The organism is Hominimerdicola alba (assembly GCF_900112155.1).
Classification (GTDB): domain Bacteria; phylum Bacillota; class Clostridia; order Oscillospirales; family Ruminococcaceae; genus Hominimerdicola; species Hominimerdicola alba_D.
Genome location: NZ_FOKQ01000056.1, coordinates 1 through 18,018, shown reverse-complemented (window position 1 = coordinate 18,018; position 18,018 = coordinate 1). Strand labels below are relative to the sequence as shown.

General features: G+C 44.5%; 20 protein-coding genes. 8 read left to right on the top strand and 12 right to left on the bottom strand.

The genetic code is table 11. From position 1 onward, the window contains the following. A partial coding sequence (locus tag BM265_RS17815) for a relaxase/mobilization nuclease domain-containing protein (protein WP_242940897.1) occupies nucleotides 1-407 on the bottom strand: 407 nt, incomplete at its 3' end. Next, a complete protein-coding gene (locus BM265_RS21130) occupies nucleotides 332-676 on the bottom strand; it encodes a plasmid mobilization protein (protein WP_074963305.1) in 345 nt (114 codons plus the stop codon). The genes BM265_RS17815 and BM265_RS21130, both read right to left, overlap by 76 nt. Nucleotides 677-1,255: 579 nt before the next feature. Between BM265_RS21130 and BM265_RS20940 the strand changes: the two genes are divergently transcribed. Continuing rightward, nucleotides 1,256-1,381: a hypothetical protein gene (locus BM265_RS20940; RefSeq protein WP_278288181.1), complete on the top strand. Its 126-nt coding sequence runs from the start codon at nucleotides 1,256-1,258 to the stop codon at nucleotides 1,379-1,381. Between the two features lie 72 nt (nucleotides 1,382-1,453). Here BM265_RS20940 and BM265_RS17805 read toward each other — a convergent pair whose 3' ends face one another. The 6 genes from BM265_RS17805 to BM265_RS17780 form a co-directional block, all read right to left on the bottom strand. Further along, nucleotides 1,454-2,317 carry a sensor histidine kinase gene (locus BM265_RS17805; protein ID WP_074963304.1) on the bottom strand — a complete coding sequence of 288 codons (864 nt, stop codon included), beginning with the start codon at nucleotides 2,315-2,317 and terminating at the stop codon, nucleotides 1,454-1,456. Between the two features lie 13 nt (nucleotides 2,318-2,330). Further along, the gene (locus BM265_RS17800; RefSeq protein ID WP_074963303.1) at nucleotides 2,331-3,230 is read right to left on the bottom strand and encodes an ABC transporter permease; all 900 of its coding nucleotides are present in this window, start codon (nucleotides 3,228-3,230) and stop codon (nucleotides 2,331-2,333) included. Continuing rightward, nucleotides 3,223-4,137, bottom strand: coding sequence for an ATP-binding cassette domain-containing protein (locus BM265_RS17795; RefSeq protein WP_074963302.1), 915 nt, complete (start codon nucleotides 4,135-4,137; stop codon nucleotides 3,223-3,225). Before BM265_RS17795 ends, BM265_RS17800 begins: the two co-directional genes overlap by 8 nt. Before the next feature lie 78 nt (nucleotides 4,138-4,215). Continuing rightward, a complete protein-coding gene (locus BM265_RS17790; RefSeq protein WP_074963301.1) occupies nucleotides 4,216-4,884 on the bottom strand; it encodes a response regulator transcription factor in 669 nt (222 codons plus the stop codon). A gap of 269 nt (nucleotides 4,885-5,153) precedes the next feature. Then, nucleotides 5,154-7,121 carry a leucine-rich repeat domain-containing protein gene (locus tag BM265_RS17785; RefSeq protein ID WP_074963300.1) on the bottom strand — a complete coding sequence of 656 codons (1,968 nt, stop codon included), beginning with the start codon at nucleotides 7,119-7,121 and terminating at the stop codon, nucleotides 5,154-5,156. Nucleotides 7,122-7,624: 503 nt separating this feature from the next. Further along, nucleotides 7,625-9,229 (bottom strand): peptide chain release factor 3, encoded by a 1,605-nt coding sequence (locus BM265_RS17780; RefSeq protein ID WP_074963299.1) that lies wholly within the window; start codon nucleotides 9,227-9,229, stop codon nucleotides 7,625-7,627. 313 nt (nucleotides 9,230-9,542) lie between these two features. Between BM265_RS17780 and BM265_RS17775 the strand changes: the two genes are divergently transcribed. Next, nucleotides 9,543-10,451 (top strand): DUF4846 domain-containing protein, encoded by a 909-nt coding sequence (locus BM265_RS17775; RefSeq protein WP_074963298.1) that lies wholly within the window; start codon nucleotides 9,543-9,545, stop codon nucleotides 10,449-10,451. A gap of 52 nt (nucleotides 10,452-10,503) precedes the next feature. On the opposite strand, the gene BM265_RS17770 is transcribed toward BM265_RS17775, so the two are convergent. Continuing rightward, complete coding sequence (locus BM265_RS17770; RefSeq protein WP_074963297.1) at nucleotides 10,504-11,721, bottom strand: pyridoxal phosphate-dependent aminotransferase; 1,218 nt, start codon at nucleotides 11,719-11,721, stop codon at nucleotides 10,504-10,506. A 430-nt stretch (nucleotides 11,722-12,151) separates the two neighbouring features. On the opposite strand from BM265_RS17770, the gene serC reads away from it, so the two are divergent. From serC to BM265_RS17745, 5 genes are all read left to right on the top strand, one after another. Further along, the gene (gene serC, locus BM265_RS17765) at nucleotides 12,152-13,237 is read left to right on the top strand and encodes a 3-phosphoserine/phosphohydroxythreonine transaminase (protein ID WP_074963296.1); all 1,086 of its coding nucleotides are present in this window, start codon (nucleotides 12,152-12,154) and stop codon (nucleotides 13,235-13,237) included. A 97-nt stretch (nucleotides 13,238-13,334) separates the two neighbouring features. Beyond that, nucleotides 13,335-13,514 carry a DUF6440 family protein gene (locus BM265_RS17760; RefSeq protein ID WP_074963295.1) on the top strand — a complete coding sequence of 60 codons (180 nt, stop codon included), beginning with the start codon at nucleotides 13,335-13,337 and terminating at the stop codon, nucleotides 13,512-13,514. Between the two features lie 36 nt (nucleotides 13,515-13,550). Further along, nucleotides 13,551-13,757, top strand: coding sequence for a DUF6440 family protein (locus BM265_RS17755; protein ID WP_074832122.1), 207 nt, complete (start codon nucleotides 13,551-13,553; stop codon nucleotides 13,755-13,757). A gap of 24 nt (nucleotides 13,758-13,781) precedes the next feature. Beyond that, nucleotides 13,782-14,921, top strand: a complete 1,140-nt coding sequence (locus BM265_RS17750; RefSeq protein ID WP_074963294.1) for a 3-phosphoglycerate dehydrogenase family protein — start codon at nucleotides 13,782-13,784, stop codon at nucleotides 14,919-14,921. Between the two features lie 30 nt (nucleotides 14,922-14,951). Continuing rightward, nucleotides 14,952-15,251 carry a hypothetical protein gene (locus BM265_RS17745; RefSeq protein WP_074963293.1) on the top strand — a complete coding sequence of 100 codons (300 nt, stop codon included), beginning with the start codon at nucleotides 14,952-14,954 and terminating at the stop codon, nucleotides 15,249-15,251. 105 nt (nucleotides 15,252-15,356) lie between these two features. Here BM265_RS17745 and BM265_RS17740 read toward each other — a convergent pair whose 3' ends face one another. Next, entirely contained in the window at nucleotides 15,357-15,584 is a 228-nt protein-coding gene (locus BM265_RS17740) for a hypothetical protein (RefSeq protein WP_074963292.1), read from the bottom strand. Nucleotides 15,585-15,605: 21 nt separating this feature from the next. Next, entirely contained in the window at nucleotides 15,606-16,049 is a 444-nt protein-coding gene (locus BM265_RS17735; protein ID WP_074963291.1) for a hypothetical protein, read from the bottom strand. Between the two features lie 161 nt (nucleotides 16,050-16,210). Here BM265_RS17735 and BM265_RS17730 point away from each other — a divergent pair, with 161 nt between their 5' ends. Then, nucleotides 16,211-17,596, top strand: a complete 1,386-nt coding sequence (locus BM265_RS17730; protein WP_074963290.1) for a glycine--tRNA ligase — start codon at nucleotides 16,211-16,213, stop codon at nucleotides 17,594-17,596. Between the two features lie 120 nt (nucleotides 17,597-17,716). On the opposite strand, the gene BM265_RS17725 is transcribed toward BM265_RS17730, so the two are convergent. After that, nucleotides 17,717-18,018: IS3 family transposase (locus BM265_RS17725; protein ID WP_143098776.1), on the bottom strand; the 302-nt coding region annotated here is incomplete at its 5' end.

Here is an 18,018-nt window from a genome sequence, read left to right as displayed (position 1 = left end):
AGGCTGTAAGGGCATAGTAACACATGGTTATGAATATGGTCTTTGTCTGTGTGGGTGCAGACCATAGCTTGAAAGTCATCACCGAAAGCCTTGCGCACCCACTCGATACCTATAGCATGAGCTTCCTCAGCTGAACACTCACAATGCGCAAATGACTGAATCAGGTGAAACGCTTTTACGGGCTTATCACCTTTGGTAGGCGGCTTGGCGTTAAACTTTTTGCGCGAGTATCTTTCGTAGGTCATGGCGAGCTGCTGCATAGCAGTGTCAACGTCCGTTTCGAGGTTCAGCCCGGTAACGAGCGTTCGCTCTGACGTTTTTTCGGGGTTCATTATGTAGAGCAGCCTAGCGCGGAGTGAATTGTGGATAGGTAGGCTCTTGATGTATGGCGTAGTTCGTCCCTCCATTTCAACAACTTCTGTAAATCTTCCTGTGTGATATACTCGGTTACGTTGGCACGGTGCGAGATCTGGTTCACATTATTCCCGACACGCCCGAGAGCAGCCAGCAGGTCACTTGACATTTTCGCATCGACATTCACTATCTTACCATGCAATGCCATGTACTTGATGTATGTAGCGGTCTTCATGTGGCACTCAGCCGCTTTTCGCTCGACTTCTTTCCACTCGTCAATTGTGAACGATAGCTGTTTGTACTTCCTGTTTTCTAACTTTATAATATCTACCTCCTTGATTGTTTTATTACGGTAGTGCTGTTATAAAAGGGTCAGGGTTCCCTTTTAGCCAATTATGCGACACAGCAGAATTGGAAATATTTAGGTGACAAAGCATATGCTTTGTCAATGCTTGCAAGAATAAAAATGCATATCCATTCGCCCTGCCACACTCGGTAGGGCTGCACTATTATTTCGAACATTCCGATACGCCGATGTGTTGCACCTGAGGCATTATTGCAAAAATTTAACTTGTCGTTCAGCACTCACCTTTGATAAAACGGCTGCTCAGATAAGGCGAAGTACATCTGAACAGTTTGCCCGATGAAACTGGCGAGACTTCCAAACGAAATACCAAAGGGTGCAAATCAGATCATCGAGTTATTTATAGAGTATGCTTCCCCCTTTCAAATGTATATCCCATCGGCAGCTCGCACAGATGGTCGGGTGCGAACTAATCAGGAAACTGATATGCCTTGCATTTTTGATACCCCTTATCCTCCCTATTATATAATATAGCACTTTTGTTTGTCTTGCGCCATATATTCGATAATCCGATTTTTTCTTGATGAGGTGTTTGAAATGTCATATATGAAATGGATAGCGAAAAACAATAATCAGCATAAGGGCTTTGCAGGTACGACAGGTACGAAGAGCCGTTTGCTTTGCTCACATGCAAACGGAAATGCCCCTCAGAGCCGCCCGTAATTATTATTTGGGAAATTTTATCCGTTGAGATAGAAAGACGGCACAGAGAGTGTTCTCTATGCCGTTGCAGTATCATAGTGTGATTTTTATTGTCAACCGACTATTATCATAATCTGCCGCTATCGTCCCGCCCATACGCTCAACCAGCGTCCTTGCGATAGATAATCCAAGTCCTGTGGAATGGTGTGCGGCTTCAACTGTATAAAATCTGTCGAAGAGCTGTTCCACCTGAACGGAGGACAGCTCTTTTGCTGTATTTGCGAATGTTAACTTGCCGTCTTCTGAGAGCGTGATATCCAGATCGCCGTCACTGTATTTCACAGCATTATTCAGCAGGTTGGAGAATACTCTTGTGAGATCGGACTTATTTATTATTCTTATAACACGAGCATCGGAAATATTTATATTTGGTGTGATGCCCTTTTCAGTCAGCACAGGATAAAAACTGCCGATACTCTCTGCAAGCACCTGATTGACATATACTTCCTCTGTCACTGTTTCAACATCTTCCGAAACTATCACAGAGTAGCGGAAAAGCTCCTCGGTCAGCTGTTTCATACTTTCAGTGCGTTCTTCTATCGCGCCGAGATATTCCCTTATCTCAGATATATCATCGGTCTTGCGTATCATATAAAGATTTCCGATAATTGCTGTCAGCGGTGTGCGTATATCGTGTGACATATTCGTTATTGCAGTTTTAAGCTCTGTATTGCCCTGATGATATTGCAGATACTCCTTTCGCAGATCATTTAGCTGCCGATTCATCTGAATCGCCAGTTCACGCATACGGCGGTCATGACTTGTGATAGTGATCGGTGTATTGGTATCAGTTGTAAGTCTGTCCTGAATTTCCTCGGTGATCTCTTTTGCGGATCTTCGCATGATCAGTATTTTACATACAAGCAGAATGTTCAGAATGACAAGACAGACTATCATAAATATGACTCCCTTATTTCAGATTCTTTTTCTTAAAGATCACCGCACCGCAGAGCGAAATGAGTACTGCTGCTATACACATTGATATTTCGGATCTCACCATTTCCGAATAATGATCTTTCTCATATCCATGCAATTCTTCGATGCTATTTGTACAATAGCAGTATGACATAAATGAATTTATGGATACATTTGGGTTACAGTCGTGTATCACCGTTACGATGCTTCGCTGAATACCACGGAGATAGTTAGGGTTATCTTCCTGCGTTATTTTTACTATACCCTCCGTATCCTCAATTTCTGGCATATCTCCTGCCACCATAAAATAATCCCCGTTAGCCTGATGATATTTGGTGAGAAATTCAGGCTCACCGAGCACATCTACAGTGGTATAGCCGATATAATTGACCATGAAGATCAATAATGCGCCTATGATCGCAGAGGCGGTTCGGTTCGCAGTGATGAAGCATACAAACACGAGCATAATACTGATAGAAATGTAAGCTGTAAATATCAGCGCCAGTGTAAGTATCAGATGTGCCATTTTTTGGAAATAAACCATATGATAAGCAACCAAAGGAATGGCTGTAAGACAAAACATGATGGTTGAGATCAGGGCTGTTATAATCAATTCGGAAAGATAAACGGTATGTTTTTTGTGTCCCGTATATATCTTATTCCTTATAACACCCGAACTGAATTCCGTGCCGGTACTCATAATGCATAAAACTGCGTTTGCAATAATACTGAAAATGAAGTATATGTCATCAGGACTAAAGATACCATCACTATCACTGACATCTACTGATGTAAAAACATACATGAGACCGCAAATAAGTGATGCAGCAAAGCATACATAAGTCAACGGGCGTTTCAGATATCTGTAGATGCCAGCATTGATCAAATCAAGCATTTACAACACCTCCCACCAGTGACAGATAGAAGCTTTCGAGGCTTTCATCATGTTCCTCAAACGAAAGCACCTCGCAGTTTTCCTTTGCAAGGGCAAGGGTGAGATGAGTGATGTTGGGTTTTGCGTAGATATCGGCATGGGTATCATCGATAACACTGTATTCCAGCCCCATATCGTCAAGAACTTTAGCAAGTATCGCTGTACTGCTGACAGTTAATCGCATACACTTTCGACATAAAGCATCTAATTCATCGGCACTCATTTCTCTGATGATCTTCCCCCCGTCGATAAATCCGTAGTGTGTGGCTAGTTTTGAAAGCTCATCGAGGATATGGGATGAGATAAGCACTGTAATATTTTTCTCGCGATTGAGTTTCAGTATAAGCTCTCTTATCTCCACGATACCCTGTGGGTCAAGACCGTTTACAGGTTCATCAAGCACAAGCAGATCCGGGCTTCCGCAAAGCGCAACTGCTATCCCCAGCCTTTGACGCATACCAAGCGAAAAATTCTTTGCTTTTTTCTTTCCGGTATTTTCAAGTCCGACCATTTTCAAAATATCGTCAAGTCCTTCAAAGTCGGGAAGTCCGAGGGTGCGGTACTGCAGTCTGAGATTATCCTTCGCTGACATATCGGGATATATGGAAGGAGTTTCCACCACAGCACCAATACGTCTGCGGGCTTTTGTTATCTTGCTGTCAGTATGTTTTGTACCGTATAGAGCGTACTCACCGCCTGAAGGTTCCTGCAATCCGCAGATCAGACGTATAAGTGTTGTTTTTCCTGCGCCGTTCTTTCCCACGAATCCGTATATAGCACCCTTCGGCACATTCATTGTCAGACCGTTCAGTACATTGTATCGTCGGTAAGATTTGCACAGACCATTTGTTTTCAGAACATATTCCATAGGTATCACCTTTCCTTTCTGAAAACAGTATAAAATAAAATGGTTAAGAAAACAGTAAAGATAATAGTAAAGAAAAAGTTAAGATTTCGCAGTCAGCATAAAACCTATGCCCCACACCGAAGATATGTAATCTCTGCCCGTGATGGCTTTCAGCTTTTTGCGGAGATTGTAGATATGTATTTTCAATGAATCTTCCGTGCAGTCGGGGGTATCCATGCTGATGCGGTCTAATATCGTCAGCTTTGCGACCACCTGCTCGTGATTGGTCATCAGAAGTTTCATTATGGCGAATTCCGTCCTTGTGAGCTTTTGTTCCTTGTCACACGCGCTGATCATATGCTTGTCTGTATCAAGAGTAATATCATGATATCTGATGAGAGCATTGTCGGCAGACCTCTCGTTTTTACGGAGCTGGACCGTTATTCTCGCAAGAAGTTCCTGCATATCAAAGGGTTTTGTGATATAGTCAGCAGCACCGCCTATAAGCAGTTCGACCTTGTTATTTACATCGGCTTTTGCACTGACAACTATCACGGGGATATCCTTTATCTGCGGAAGAAGCTCTTCGCCTGATAATCCGGGGAGCATCAGATCAAGTAATATCAGATCGGGCTTACTGTGAGATAAAAGCATAAGCGCCTCAGTACCCGAATAGGCTTGTGATACTGCGTAACCCTCAGCTTTCAGAGCTTTTGAAACAATATCATTGATATGTGCATCATCATCTATGATCAATATATTCGGCATAAGTCCACCTCGTTGTTTTTTTACTATTATATCATTTTACCGGGGCGATTTCAAGTATATGCGTTCGATTGTATCGTATATAATAGCATAAGAGTTTGCATTTGTCGATAGCTTTTAGAACGTTTATCTGAAATTTAAAAAGCAAAAAAACTGCACGAACAAGATCCATCATGAACAGAATTATGGGACACGGGATAAAAAGACAGCCTCCAAAGAGACTGTCTTTTCTGGTTATAAACGATTCTTTTATAAATTGATCTGGAAAACCCTTACTTAACGGTCACGTTAAATGCCCTGCTTGACATCGCAGTAAGATCCCACTTGCCGTTGACCTTTGCTGCTAAAAGTATCTTATAAGTCTGGCCTGCTTTGAGTTTGGGAGAAGTAAAGCTTGTTACCGAAGCGGATATGTTCTGGGTCTGTACTTTCCACTTACCCGATATATATACAGCTATGCCGTAATTCTCAGCATCGGGGACAGCTGTCCAGTTCAGTCTGAAACGGTGGAATTTTCTGTCGTAGTCTACCGATGTCACCTTCGGATATACGTGTGTTTCGGCAGGCTCGGAATCAATAAAGTGTATCTGTGCATTGAGCAGCTCTTCATTGTCGGTGGTATCTATATCAATAGCATCCCACTGTTTTTTCGTGCCGCGGTAGTTAATATCTTTAAGGTTTGGAGAATAATAGAATACTCTTTTGCCGATACTTGAAACGCTGTCTGGTATAGTTATGCTTGTAAGACTTTCGCAGTGTGAAAATGCCCCCTCACCGATGCTTGTAACACTGTCGGGTATGATCATATCGGTAAGGCTTGAGCAGCAAAGAAATGTATAATCGCTGATACTTGTGATGCTGTCGGATAAGACTATATCTGTGAGGCTTTCACAGCTGCCGAATGCATGTTCACCGATCTCTGTAACGCTGTCAGGTATGGTTACTCTTTTAACTTTTTCGCAGCGCTCAAATGCACGTTTGCTGATGCTTGTAACACTGTTCGGTATTGTTATTTCAGTAAGATTTTTGCAGCAGAAAAACGCACCATATCCAATGCTTGTAACGCTGTCGGGTATGGTCAGTTCAGTAAGACTTTGGCAATTTGCAAATGTGCTTGTTTCGATGCTTGTGATGCTGTCAGATATGGTCAGGTCTTTGATACCTGCACAGCATTCAAATGCACTTTCGCCAATGCTTGTAACGCTGTCTGGTATGTTCATTTCATCAAGTGCAAGACAGAAATAGAATGCTTCTTTACCGATGCTTGTAACACTGTCGGGTATAGATATTTCTTTAAGGCTTTTGCAATTATAAAACATTTTGTCACCGATACTTTTAATGCCGTTGGGTAGGTTTATGCTTTCAAGGCTAGTGCAGTCATAAAAAGCATCTTCTTTAATTTTTGTAACGCTGTCCGGAATAATTAAAGATGTGAGGCTTGTGCAGCCGTAGAAAGAACATACACCAATACTTGTAACGCCTTCCGGTAATGTTACGGTCGTAAGGCTTGTGCAGTCAGAAAACAGACTGTTTTTAATAGCTGTAACATTCTCGGGTATTTTTATGGTTGTTAGACCTACGCAACGGTCAAATGCATCTCTGTCAATGCTTGTAACACTATTCGGTATGGCTATATCTGTAAGGCTTGTGCATTCGTAAAATGCATATTCACCAATGCTTGTAACGCTTTCGGGTATAGTTATATCTTTTAGGCTTGTGCAGCCGGCAAATGCAGTTCTGCCAATGCTTGTTACGCTTTCAGGTATGGTCACACTTGTTTTCACGTTCGGACAGAATAACAATTCAGTTTTATTTTTACTGTAAACTATTCCGTCAGCAGATAAATAATTTTGATTTTTTTCATCAACTATAACTGCCTCCAGATCTTTATTATGCATAGTCCCGAAAACAATACTGTTGACACTGTCGGGTATGGTCAGGGTCTTAACATCATCTAAGCAGGAAGAATCCCTAAAATTGATCGATCTAACTGTCTTGCCGTTGATCTCGGAAGGGATGACTACATCTTTCTTTTTACCTATCTCGTGACCAATATACTGTTCGATTTGGAGAAAGTCTGAATATTCCGAGCATATGAAATCCCCGTAAGCAACGCTCTTTGCACTTGCGGAAATAGATGTATCAAATATCCCTGATATACCGAGCTCGGCAGGAGCATACCCTGCCACCATGATAACTGCCAGTGCAGCTGCAGCTGTTCTTTTGATCTTTGTGTTCACTTTCTGTTCCTCCTTATAGTTCAAAACACATTGCGAAAAAAATTATCCCATACAGTGGATCGCAGGCATATCGGCTTGATATCATCAACGCCGTATCTTACAAAACTCAGATAGATCATTATCATCCAAGCTTCCACAGAAACACATCATAGCATACACCAAGCGATCAATCAATACGTTAATGGTAAAATAATACATTTTCGTAAACAAATTCAAAAAACTCAATGCTATACATTGAAAAAATTCAGCATCTCCCTCCGCGCTCACTGCGATAAACAGTCAAAGAAATTTACAAGCAGCCTGCGCAATTTGCACTGGCTGCTTGTAGTTACTATATTGATTTATTTCGCTGTCTACTTGACATGGGACGGTGCAATCCGGTGTGCTGTCGATCCGCTGTTAATCGTCTGCATCAATTGTTTTGGTGTGGATAGATTACTTCTTTGGCGTTAGTCAGATAAAGCTCTCTTCCTTGGCAGTTTACGCGAGTTTGCGTTTTTATTTCACTGCAAAGCACCGCGGTTGAATTCGCTGAGTTCAAGACCTTCGTTCTTTTCAAGCGCCCAGCGGATATTCCATTCGCTGGTGAACAGCAGCAGGTAATTGCCGCGGAAGTCCTGTACAAGCTTGGTATCACTGGAAAGCTTGAGCTTTTTAACGTCGATATCCTTATTGTCTATCCATCTGATATGGCTATATGAAAGACCCTCTTTGAAGAGTTCAACGTTATACTCGTTCTTCATACGGTACTCGAATACTTCCAGCTGGAGCACGCCAACAACGCCGATTATTACTTCTTCCATACCTGTTTCGGGCTCCTGGAAGATCTGGATCGCACCCTCCTGAGCTATCTGGGTCGCGCCTTTTACGAACTGTTTACGCTTCAGGGTATCTTTCTGGCGCACGCGCATGAAGTGTTCGGGTGCGAATGTAGGTATTGGTTCGAACTCGAACTTTCTCTTGGGGGAACATATGGTATCGCCGATGGAGAATATGCCCGGGTCGAATACACCGATGATGTCGCCTGCGTAGGCTTCATCGATTATCTCACGCTCCTGAGCCATTATCTGCTGAGGTTGTGAAAGGCGCATTTTCTTATTGCCCTGAACGTGGAGAACGTCCATTTCCTTATCGAACTTGCCCGAGCATACGCGCAGGAAGGTGATTCTGTCGCGGTGAGCTTTATTCATGTTCGCCTGTATCTTGAATACGAAAGCTGAGAAATCTTCATCGAATGGGTCGATAAGACCGTCACTGCTCATACGAGGTGTAGGCGATGTGGTCATCTCCAGGAATCTTTCAAGGAAAGGCTCAACACCGAAGTTTGTCAGCGCAGAACCAAAGAATACTGGGGAAAGCTCACCGTTTCTTACCTTGTTTATATCAAACTCGTAGCTTGCGCCGTCGAGAAGTTCGATATCATCTGAGAGAGTTTCGTGCAGATTCTCGCCCAGCATATCATCAAGTGCGGGGTCGGAAAGTTCAACCTCTTCCATTGCCACCTTGTGCTTGCCGAAAGCCATTTCGGACTCGCTGGAAAATGCGATGATATGGCGCTTATCTCTGTCGTAAACGCCCTTGAACTCCTTGCCGCAGCCGATAGGCCAGTTAACTGGGTATGTCTGGATGCCCAGTTCGCTCTCTATCTGTTCGATAAGTTCAAATGGACTGCGTGCATCTCTGTCCATCTTATTTATAAATGTGAATATGGGGATATGTCTCATAACGCAGACCTTGAAAAGCTTTCTGGTCTGGTTCTCAACACCCTTGGAAGCATCGATGACCATTACAGCGGAATCTGCCGCCATAAGGGTACGGTATGTGTCCTCGGAGAAGTCCTGATGTCCGGGGGTATCAAGGATATTTATGCAGTAGCCGTCATACTGGAACTGCATTACCGATGATGTTACCGAGATACCTCTCTGCTTTTCTATCTCCATCCAGTCAGAAACAGCATGGCGGGAATTCTTCTTGCCCTTAACAGCGCCTGCCTGTGCGATAGCGCCGCCGTACAGCAGGAATTTTTCAGTAAGCGTGGTCTTACCTGCGTCAGGGTGAGAGATTATGGCGAAAGTTCGCCTGCGGTTTATTTCTTCTTTTAAGCCCATTAATTTTCCTCCGTTATATATGTGAGACCTTACCGCTTGCGGGTCGGGTCAGTTTTTTTATGTATTGTTCTGATCGTGATGGTAAATCATATCACATCATGTTCGACCTCCGATACAAATTTCAGCATACCTAATTATTATACCATGAAATGACATGATTTACAAGGGTCATATTCTAAAAAATACCGAAGCTTATTATTGCCCTGTGTGATAGATTTTGCATAAATCCCCCTTATACAGAAGTTGACAGGAAGCTGTTTCAGTGGTATAATTCATCAGTAGAGATTTTTGACCTTTGAAAGGAGAACGCATCATGGCAAAACCAAAAAGCAGAAAGACAGTTATACTGATAATTTTTCTGATACTTATAGCGGCGGTTCTCACGGTGGTATATATCCGCGTGAACCCTAAGTGGAAAGCCGCTGAACTTACCATCGTTCAGGCGGAGAAAAAATATGAAATGAACTCCATCGACCCAGATGGAACGACTTTGCAGACGCGCATACTCACGCCTGAGGGCTATACCCGCGTACCTGTTGATAAAGGCAGCTTTGCGGAATATCTGCGTGATTATCCCCTTTATCCCGACGGCACTGCTTTGCCCGTGTTTGACGGTACAACGAAAGAATCGCCCTACACTGCGGCTATATTCGATATAACCGTGGGGGATGAGGGTTATCAGCAGTGTGCGGACAGTATAATTCGTCTGTACAGTGATTACTATTATGAGAATGAACAGTATGACAAGATATCTTTCATGTTCTCAAACGGCGATGAATGCAGCTACGATAGGTGGAAAAACGGCAAAAGGATGCTGGTGCTGGGTGACTATTCCTGCGAGATACCTGCGGCGTTTCCCGATGACAGCGAACAGCAGTACCACAATTATCTCAAAATGGTGATGCGCTATGCTGGAACTCTTTCGATGTTGAAAGAATCCACAGTAATAACACCTGATGAATTGCAGATAGGTGATATCGTCTGCGATGAGACCCATGTGGTCATGGTAGTGGATATGGCAGTTAACGAAAAAGGTGAAAAATGCTACCTTTTCGGACAAAGCTTTATACCCGCGGTATGCTTCCATATCGTAAATGATCTTGAGGGCGGCGAAACAACGCCCTGGTTCACTGAGGAAGAGCTGAAACAGAAATCTTTCACCGTAAGTGGATTCACATTCTTCAGCGACAAGGATATCCGCCGATGGAAGGAAGGCTTCTGATATAACAGAAAAGGCTGTACGCATTTAAGTGTACAGCCTTGCTTTATGTCTATCAGTTCTGTCTGTATGTGCTCAGGAAGTCCTTCATCTCTGACATTGACAGTTTCAGCTGGTCGATGCAGGGGAGGTATACTATCCTGAAATGGTCGGGCTGTTCCCAGTGGAATCCGCCGCCTGCTACGAGAAGAATCTTCTTTGTTCTCAGCAGGTCGAGAACGAACTGTTCGTCGCTGGTTATGCCGAACTTCTTCGCGTCGATTCGTGGGAATATGTAGAACGCTGCTTTCGGCTTAACGGCGCTTATGCCGTCGATATCGTTCAGCAGAGTGTAGATACATTCTCTCTGGTCGTAAATACGTCCGCCGGGGAGAAGCTCCTTATCGGGAGCACCTGTGCCTTTAAGTGCGGCGGGGATAACATACTGAGCCTGAACGTTAGAACACAGTCTCATGGAGGACAGCATATTCAGTCCCTCGATGTATCCGCGGACATTTTCCTTGTTGCCGCTGAGAACCATCCAGCCTGCGCGGAAACCTGCGGACATATGGGACTTCGATATGCCGTTGAAGGTTATGCAGAACAGGTCGGGGTCGATAGACGCTATGGATGTATGCTCAACACCGTCCATCAGCAGACGGTCATATATCTCATCGGAGAATACGATAAGATCATGCTCGCGGGCGAGCTTTGCTATCTGCTCCAGAACTTCACGGGGATATACAGCACCTGTGGGGTTGTTTGGGTTTATGATTACAACAGCCTTTGTCTTGGGAGTTATCTTGCTCTCCATATCCTTGATATCGGGGAACCACTCGGAAGACTCATCGCATATATAATGTACAGCAGTACCGCCTGCGAGAGTTACCGAAGCTGTCCACAGGGGATAATCGGGGGCGGGTACGAGAACTTCATCACCGTTATCCAGAAGTCCCTGCATTACCATGGTGATAAGTTCGCTTACGCCGTTGCCTGTGTAGATATCATCGATGGAAGCCACGTTGACACCCTTGCCGCGGTGATAAGCAAGTATAGCTTCACGCGCCTGAGGGATACCCTTTGAAGTGGAATAGCCCTGAGCGTTGTGGAGATTATCGGTCATTGTGCCGATTATCTCAGGTGGCGCATCAAATCCGAAGGGGGCGGGGTTGCCGATATTGAGTTTGAGTATCTTTTCACCCGCCGCGATCATTCTGTCAGCCTCGTCCATAACGGGGCCGCGTATATCGTAGCAGACATTATCCAGCTTGTGAGATTTTGAAAAAGTTCTCATTTTACTTTACCTTCTTTATATTATTATTTCGTACAGGTCGATTACAATAAATGCCGATAAATAAACTTATAAGCACTTTAACTTACATTGTACCACCATTTACCGACATTGTCAAGGATACACCCGCCGAATTAAGTTATCTGCCGATTTATTACTTTAAACAAATTGTACAACTTTTGTAGTTATACTCGACTAATTTTAATTTTGCAACAATTGAATCTCAAAATTGCAAAAGCAGAATATTTATGTATCAATAATCAGATATTTTTCTTTAAAAACGAATAAACGGAGCAAATTTTATTCAAAATCGCTAAAAATACACTTCCAAAATTTATAGAATGTTTATTTCGCGGGTACTTGACAATCATTACAGAAAGTAATATAATAATAGTGTTGATTTTTTAATTTTATACAATGGAGGTCATTAACAATGGGCAGAGTTTATAATTTCAGCGCAGGTCCTGCTGTTCTTCCCGAGGAAGTACTCAAGGAAGCTGCTGAGGAGATGCTCGATTACAAGGGCACAGGCATGAGCGTTATGGAGATGTCCCACAGATCCAAGGCTTATGACGAGATCATCAAGGAAGCTGAGAAGGATCTCAGAGATCTGATGAACATTCCCGACAACTACAAGGTAATATTCCTGCAGGGCGGTGCTTCTCTGGTATTCGCAGAGGTACCTATGAACCTGATGAAGAAGGGTAAGGCTGCTTACATCATCACAGGTCAGTGGGCTAAGAAGGCTGCTGCTGAGGCTGAGAAGTACGGTGAGGTAGTAAGAGTTGCTTCCTCCGCTGACAAGACTTTCTCTTATATCCCTGATTGTTCCGATCTGGATATTCCCGATGATGTTGACTATGTTTACATCTGCGAGAACAACACCATTTACGGTACAAAGTTCTGGACACTGCCCAACACAAAGGGTCACGAGCTGGTTGCCGATGTATCCAGCTGCTTCCTGAGCGAGCCTGTTGACGTTAGCAAGTATGGCGTTATCTACGGCGGCGTTCAGAAGAACGTTGGTCCTTCCGGCGTACAGATCGTTATCGTTAGAGAAGACCTGATCGCTGACGGTCCCGCATTCAAGGCTTGCCCCACAATGTGCGACTGGAAGGTACAGGCTGACAATGATTCTCTGTACAACACTCCTCCTTGCTACGGCATCTACATCTGCGGCAAGGTATTCAAGTGGATCAAGAAGATGGGCGGTCTCGAGGGCATGAAGGCTCACAACGAGAAGAAGGCTAAAATCCTGTATGATTTCCTTGACAGCAGCAAGCTCTTCAAGGGCACAGTTGTTCCCGAGGACAGATCTCTGATGAACGTTCCTTTCGTTACAGGCAACGAGGAGCTGGACAAGAAGTTCGTTGCTGAGGCTAAGGCTGCAGGCTTCGAGAACCTCAAGGGTCACAGAACCGTTGGCGGTATGAGAGCTTCCATCTACAACGCAATGCCTATCGAGGGCGTTGAGAAGCTTGTAGAATTCATGAAGAAGTTCGAGGCTGAGAACGCATAATCAAAGTAAATATCAAAGCATAGCGCAGGGCGGAAACGGTCTGCGCTGTTGCCGATTTATAAAGCATACAACATATATATCCTGAAAGGCAAATATCATGGCAAAGAACAACAGATTTGAAACGGTTTACTCTCAGGGCACGATTGATGTTGTCAAGGTGCTGGTAGACAAGGAGACAGGTGTTAATTACGTTTTCACTAAAGAGGGCTATGCAGGCGGTCTGACACCTCTGCTGGACGAAAACGGAAATGTAGTTATCACAAAGGTTGAAAAATAAGCTCGTTTTACCGTTTCAGGAAAAGGAGTGGATAACATGGCTAAAAAGGAAAAGATCACCCGCTTTGAGGTCACATTTAAGCAGGATGGCAGCATGAGTGCTCCCGGTTTCTGCATATGTGTGGATAAGGAAACAGGTGTGAATTATATTTACAGCTACTGGGGCGAAACAGGCGGTCTTACACCTCTGCTTGATCAGGACGGCAAGCCTGTTATCACTAAGGACGGCAAAGAGCTTTTATAATATTTTTGAAAAGGAATGATTTCAATGTACAATATTCTGACAATGAACAAGATCGCAGCTTGCGGTACTGACAAGTTCGACAAGGCTGCTTATACAATAACTGACGAGTGCGCAGAGCCTACCGCTATAATGGTACGTTCCGCTAAGCTGCACGACTATGAGATGCCTTCCAGCCTTCTCGCGATCGCAAGAGCAGGCGCAGGCGTAAACAATATCCCTGTTGACAAGTGCGCAGAGCAGGGCGTTGTAGTATTCAACACCCCCGGTGCAAACGCTAACGCAGTTAAGGAGCTGGTTATCTGCGCTCTGCTGCTGGCTTCCAGAAGGATCACCGAGGCTGCTGCCTGGGCTAACTCCCTGAAGGGCACTGAGGATGCTCCCAAGACTGTTGAAGGCGGCAAGGCTAAGTTTGCAGGTCCCGAGATCTTCGGCAAGACACTGGGCGTTATCGGTCTGGGCGCTATCGGCGGCAAGGTTGCTAACGCTGCTGTTGCACTGGGCATGAAGGTTATCGGCTTCGATCCTTTCCTTTCTGACGCTGCTGCTAAGGCACTGGATCCTTCCGTAAAGGTAGTTGACAGCAAGGACGATATCTACAAGAATGCTGATTACATCACTCTGCACGTTCCTTTCACTCCCGACGCTAAGAACAGCATCGGCAAGGAGCAGATCGCTATGATGAAGGACGGCGTTCGCATCATCAACGCTGCAAGAGGCGAGCTGGTTGATACTGCTGCTGTTGTTGAAGCTATCAAGGCAGGCAAGATCGCTAAGTACGTTACAGACTTCGCTGACGATATCGGTCTGGGCGAGGAGAACGTTATCACTCTGCCTCACCTGGGTGCTTCTACTCCCGAGAGCGAGGACAACTGCGCTATCATGGCAGCTGACGAGCTGATGGACTACATCGAGAGAGGTAAGATCAGAAATTCTGTTACATTCCCGAACCTTGAACTGGCTAAGACAGCTGATCAGCTGGTATGCGTACTGCACAAGGCTGAAGTTACCGAGGATGCTGTAAAGGCTGCTGTAGGTGCTGACGTTGTTGCAAGCGCTTCTGCTACAAAGAAGGCTTGGGGCTACACTCTGCTGGACGTTAAGGGTTCTGCAAATGTTGATGCTGTAAAGTCTGTTGCAGGCGTTGTAGGCGTAAGAGTTATCTGATATCCGTTGAAAGTGTAAGGAGGGTACACCATGAATATATTCGCGCTGATATTGCTTATCGGTATACCGATGGCTGTCATGCAGATATTGTACAGGCTGTACGATCCTGACGGCGAAAAAACGCTGGCACTTGCGGAAAAACTGCCTGTTCTCATGGGCAGGAAATTCCTTATACAGATAATCACTCCGCTGCTGTTCATAGTGGTCTTCGGTCTGATCTCGGTGCTGCTGCATATACCGATAGCGGTATTCTATGTGGTGTGCGGGTTAGCCATAGGCATAATAAACGGCATGGCGGTAACGCTGATGTATCACGGCGAAAAGAAATAATGTATTTAACAGCGGAAGTCTTTGGGGGCTTCCGCTGTTTTTGTGTGCATTGGGGGAATTTGGGTGTGAAAAAACCGCCTTTGTTGGGCGGCTTATTGCTATTCATTATTCAACAAGTTCACTATCGTCAAAAAACTCGATATCAGGATAATCTGTAATGCTTGTATGGTATTCACCTATTTCACTTGTTGTAGCATTGGGGTTGTCTTGCATGAATTTTATCATTTTTTCAGTAATTTCAATCCCATCATCTTCAAGGAAAGACTTCATACCTAACACAAAGTCAGGATATGAATCTGGAACTTTTTTTAAAAGCTCTTCTAAAACGCTCATTAAATCACTTCCTTATTTTCTTTACCTTAGTGAACTCATAATTACCATAACCATGATTTTAAATTCATACAATCTTGAATATTTTCCAGAATAATAACATATCTTTTTCCCTTCATAACGCTTTGAATGATATGTATTAATTTCGGAAGTTATAAGTTTAGTTTCTTTATAACCCATTTTAGCATAAGCATTTTTCTTTGTCAAGCCTTTTCTTCGTGACTTGCCAGAACTTTTACCTCCGCCGCCAGAAGCAAATCTCACTTTTTCATCTCGAAAAGGGTTATACCGTTCTTTCTCATCACCTACCGCTATACCGCCCTCTCCCACCTTAACAGATGCATTAGTATTAGGCGTGTATATCGTCTTTGTCTTCGGGTCGTAAAGCACGTCGTCCAGTCCGAGCCTTATCCAGTTCAGCCCCAGCGCGGGCATATCCTCTTTGTAGCGCACTTCATCTGCCTGCATGAAGTTGCCCTCGATAGCCAGCTTGTAAGCCTGGAAGCGTTTCAGAATATCGCCGCGCTACTGTGCGCTGAGTGCTGTTTGTTCACAAAAAAAACTTGACTTTTTACGAGATCTGTTATACAATATACGTATATGTATTTTAATGATTAAGGAGAGTCACCATGAAGAATACCGAAAAGACAATGGAAAAGATAGTTGCCCTCTGTAAGGGCAGAGGCTTTGTATACCCCGGCAGTGAGATCTACGGCGGTCTCGCTAATACCTGGGATTACGGTCCCCTCGGCGTTGAGCTGAAGAACAATATCAAGGACGCTTGGAGAAAGAAGTTCGTTCAGGAGAACAAGTACAATGTTGGTCTTGATTCTGCGATACTGATGAATCCCCAGACCTGGGTAGCTTCGGGTCATATCGGCGGCTTCTCCGATCCTCTGATGGACTGCAAGGAGTGTAAGACTCGTCACCGTGCTGATAACCTCATCGAGGATTTCGACGGTACTAACGTTGCAGGCTGGTCCAATGAGCAGATGATGGACTACATCAAGGAAAAAGGCATTCCCTGCCCTAACTGCGGCAAGCACAACTTCACTGATATCCGCCAGTTCAACCTGATGTTCAAGACATTCCAGGGCATCACCGAGGATAGCAAGTCTGAACTTTATCTGCGTCCCGAGACTGCACAGGGTATCTTCGTAAACTTCGCTAATATCCAGAGAACTACCAGAAAGAAAGTTCCTTTCGGTGTTGCTCAGGTTGGTAAGAGCTTCCGTAACGAAATCACTCCCGGTAACTTCATATTCAGAGTAAGAGAGTTCGAGCAGATGGAGCTTGAGTTCTTCTGCAAGCCCGGCACTGACCTTGAATGGTTCGACTACTGGAGAAGCTTCTGCAAGAACTTCCTGCTGAGCCTGAACATCAAGGAAGAGAACCTGAGACTGAGAGATCACTCTGCTGAGGAGCTGTGCTTCTACTCAAAGGCTACTACTGACTTTGAGTACCTCTTCCCCTTCGGCTGGGGCGAGTTGTGGGGCGTTGCTGACAGAACTGACTACGACCTCACACAGCACATCAATACATCGGGCAAGAGCCTTGATTACTTCGACCCCGAGACCAACGAGAGATACATCCCCTATGTTATCGAGCCTTCTCTCGGTGTTGAAAGACTGTTCCTGACAATCGTTACCGAGGCTTATGACGAGGAAGACATCGGTACTCCCGAGAAGCCTGATGTAAGAACAGTTATGCACTTCCACCCTGCACTGGCACCTTACAAGGCTTGCGTACTGCCTCTTTCCAAGAAGCTTGCTGAGCCTGCTACAGAACTGTTTGAGAATCTGTCCAAGTCCTTCAGTGTTGACTATGACGAGACAGGTTCCATCGGTAAGAGATATCGCCGTCAGGACGAGATCGGTACACCTTTCTGCATCACCTATGACTTTGATTCTGTTGAAGACGGCTGTGTAACAGTACGTGACAGAGATTCAATGGAGCAGGAGCGCGTAAAGATCGACGAGCTTGAAGCATATATCTCCAAGAAGATCGCATTCTGATGAAACACTGTTGCTTTTTCAGCTTGCAAAGAAAGTGACAGTGGATAATAAAACCGCCCGGCGCAGTGAACCGAACCACTTTGTGCGTACAGCACAAAAAAGCCCCTATGGATAATTAAATCAAGCAACGAACTGGCTTCGCAATTCAAGCGGAGTCAGTTTTGTTTTGAGTTGAATACGCTGGTGATTGTAAAAGTAGATGTAATCATCAATGAGCTGCCGTGCTTCATCAAATGTCTTTATCTTCGTCCTGTAAATGCATTCGGTTTTGAGTATAGAAAAGAAATTTTCTGCTAAAGCATTGTCATATGGGTTCCCACGTCTTGACATTGACGGCGTAATGTGGTATCTTTTAGTTAGGTTAAAATACGGTTGTGAAGTGTATTGAAACCCTTGGTCACTGTGGAGTTGCAGCTCCGCAG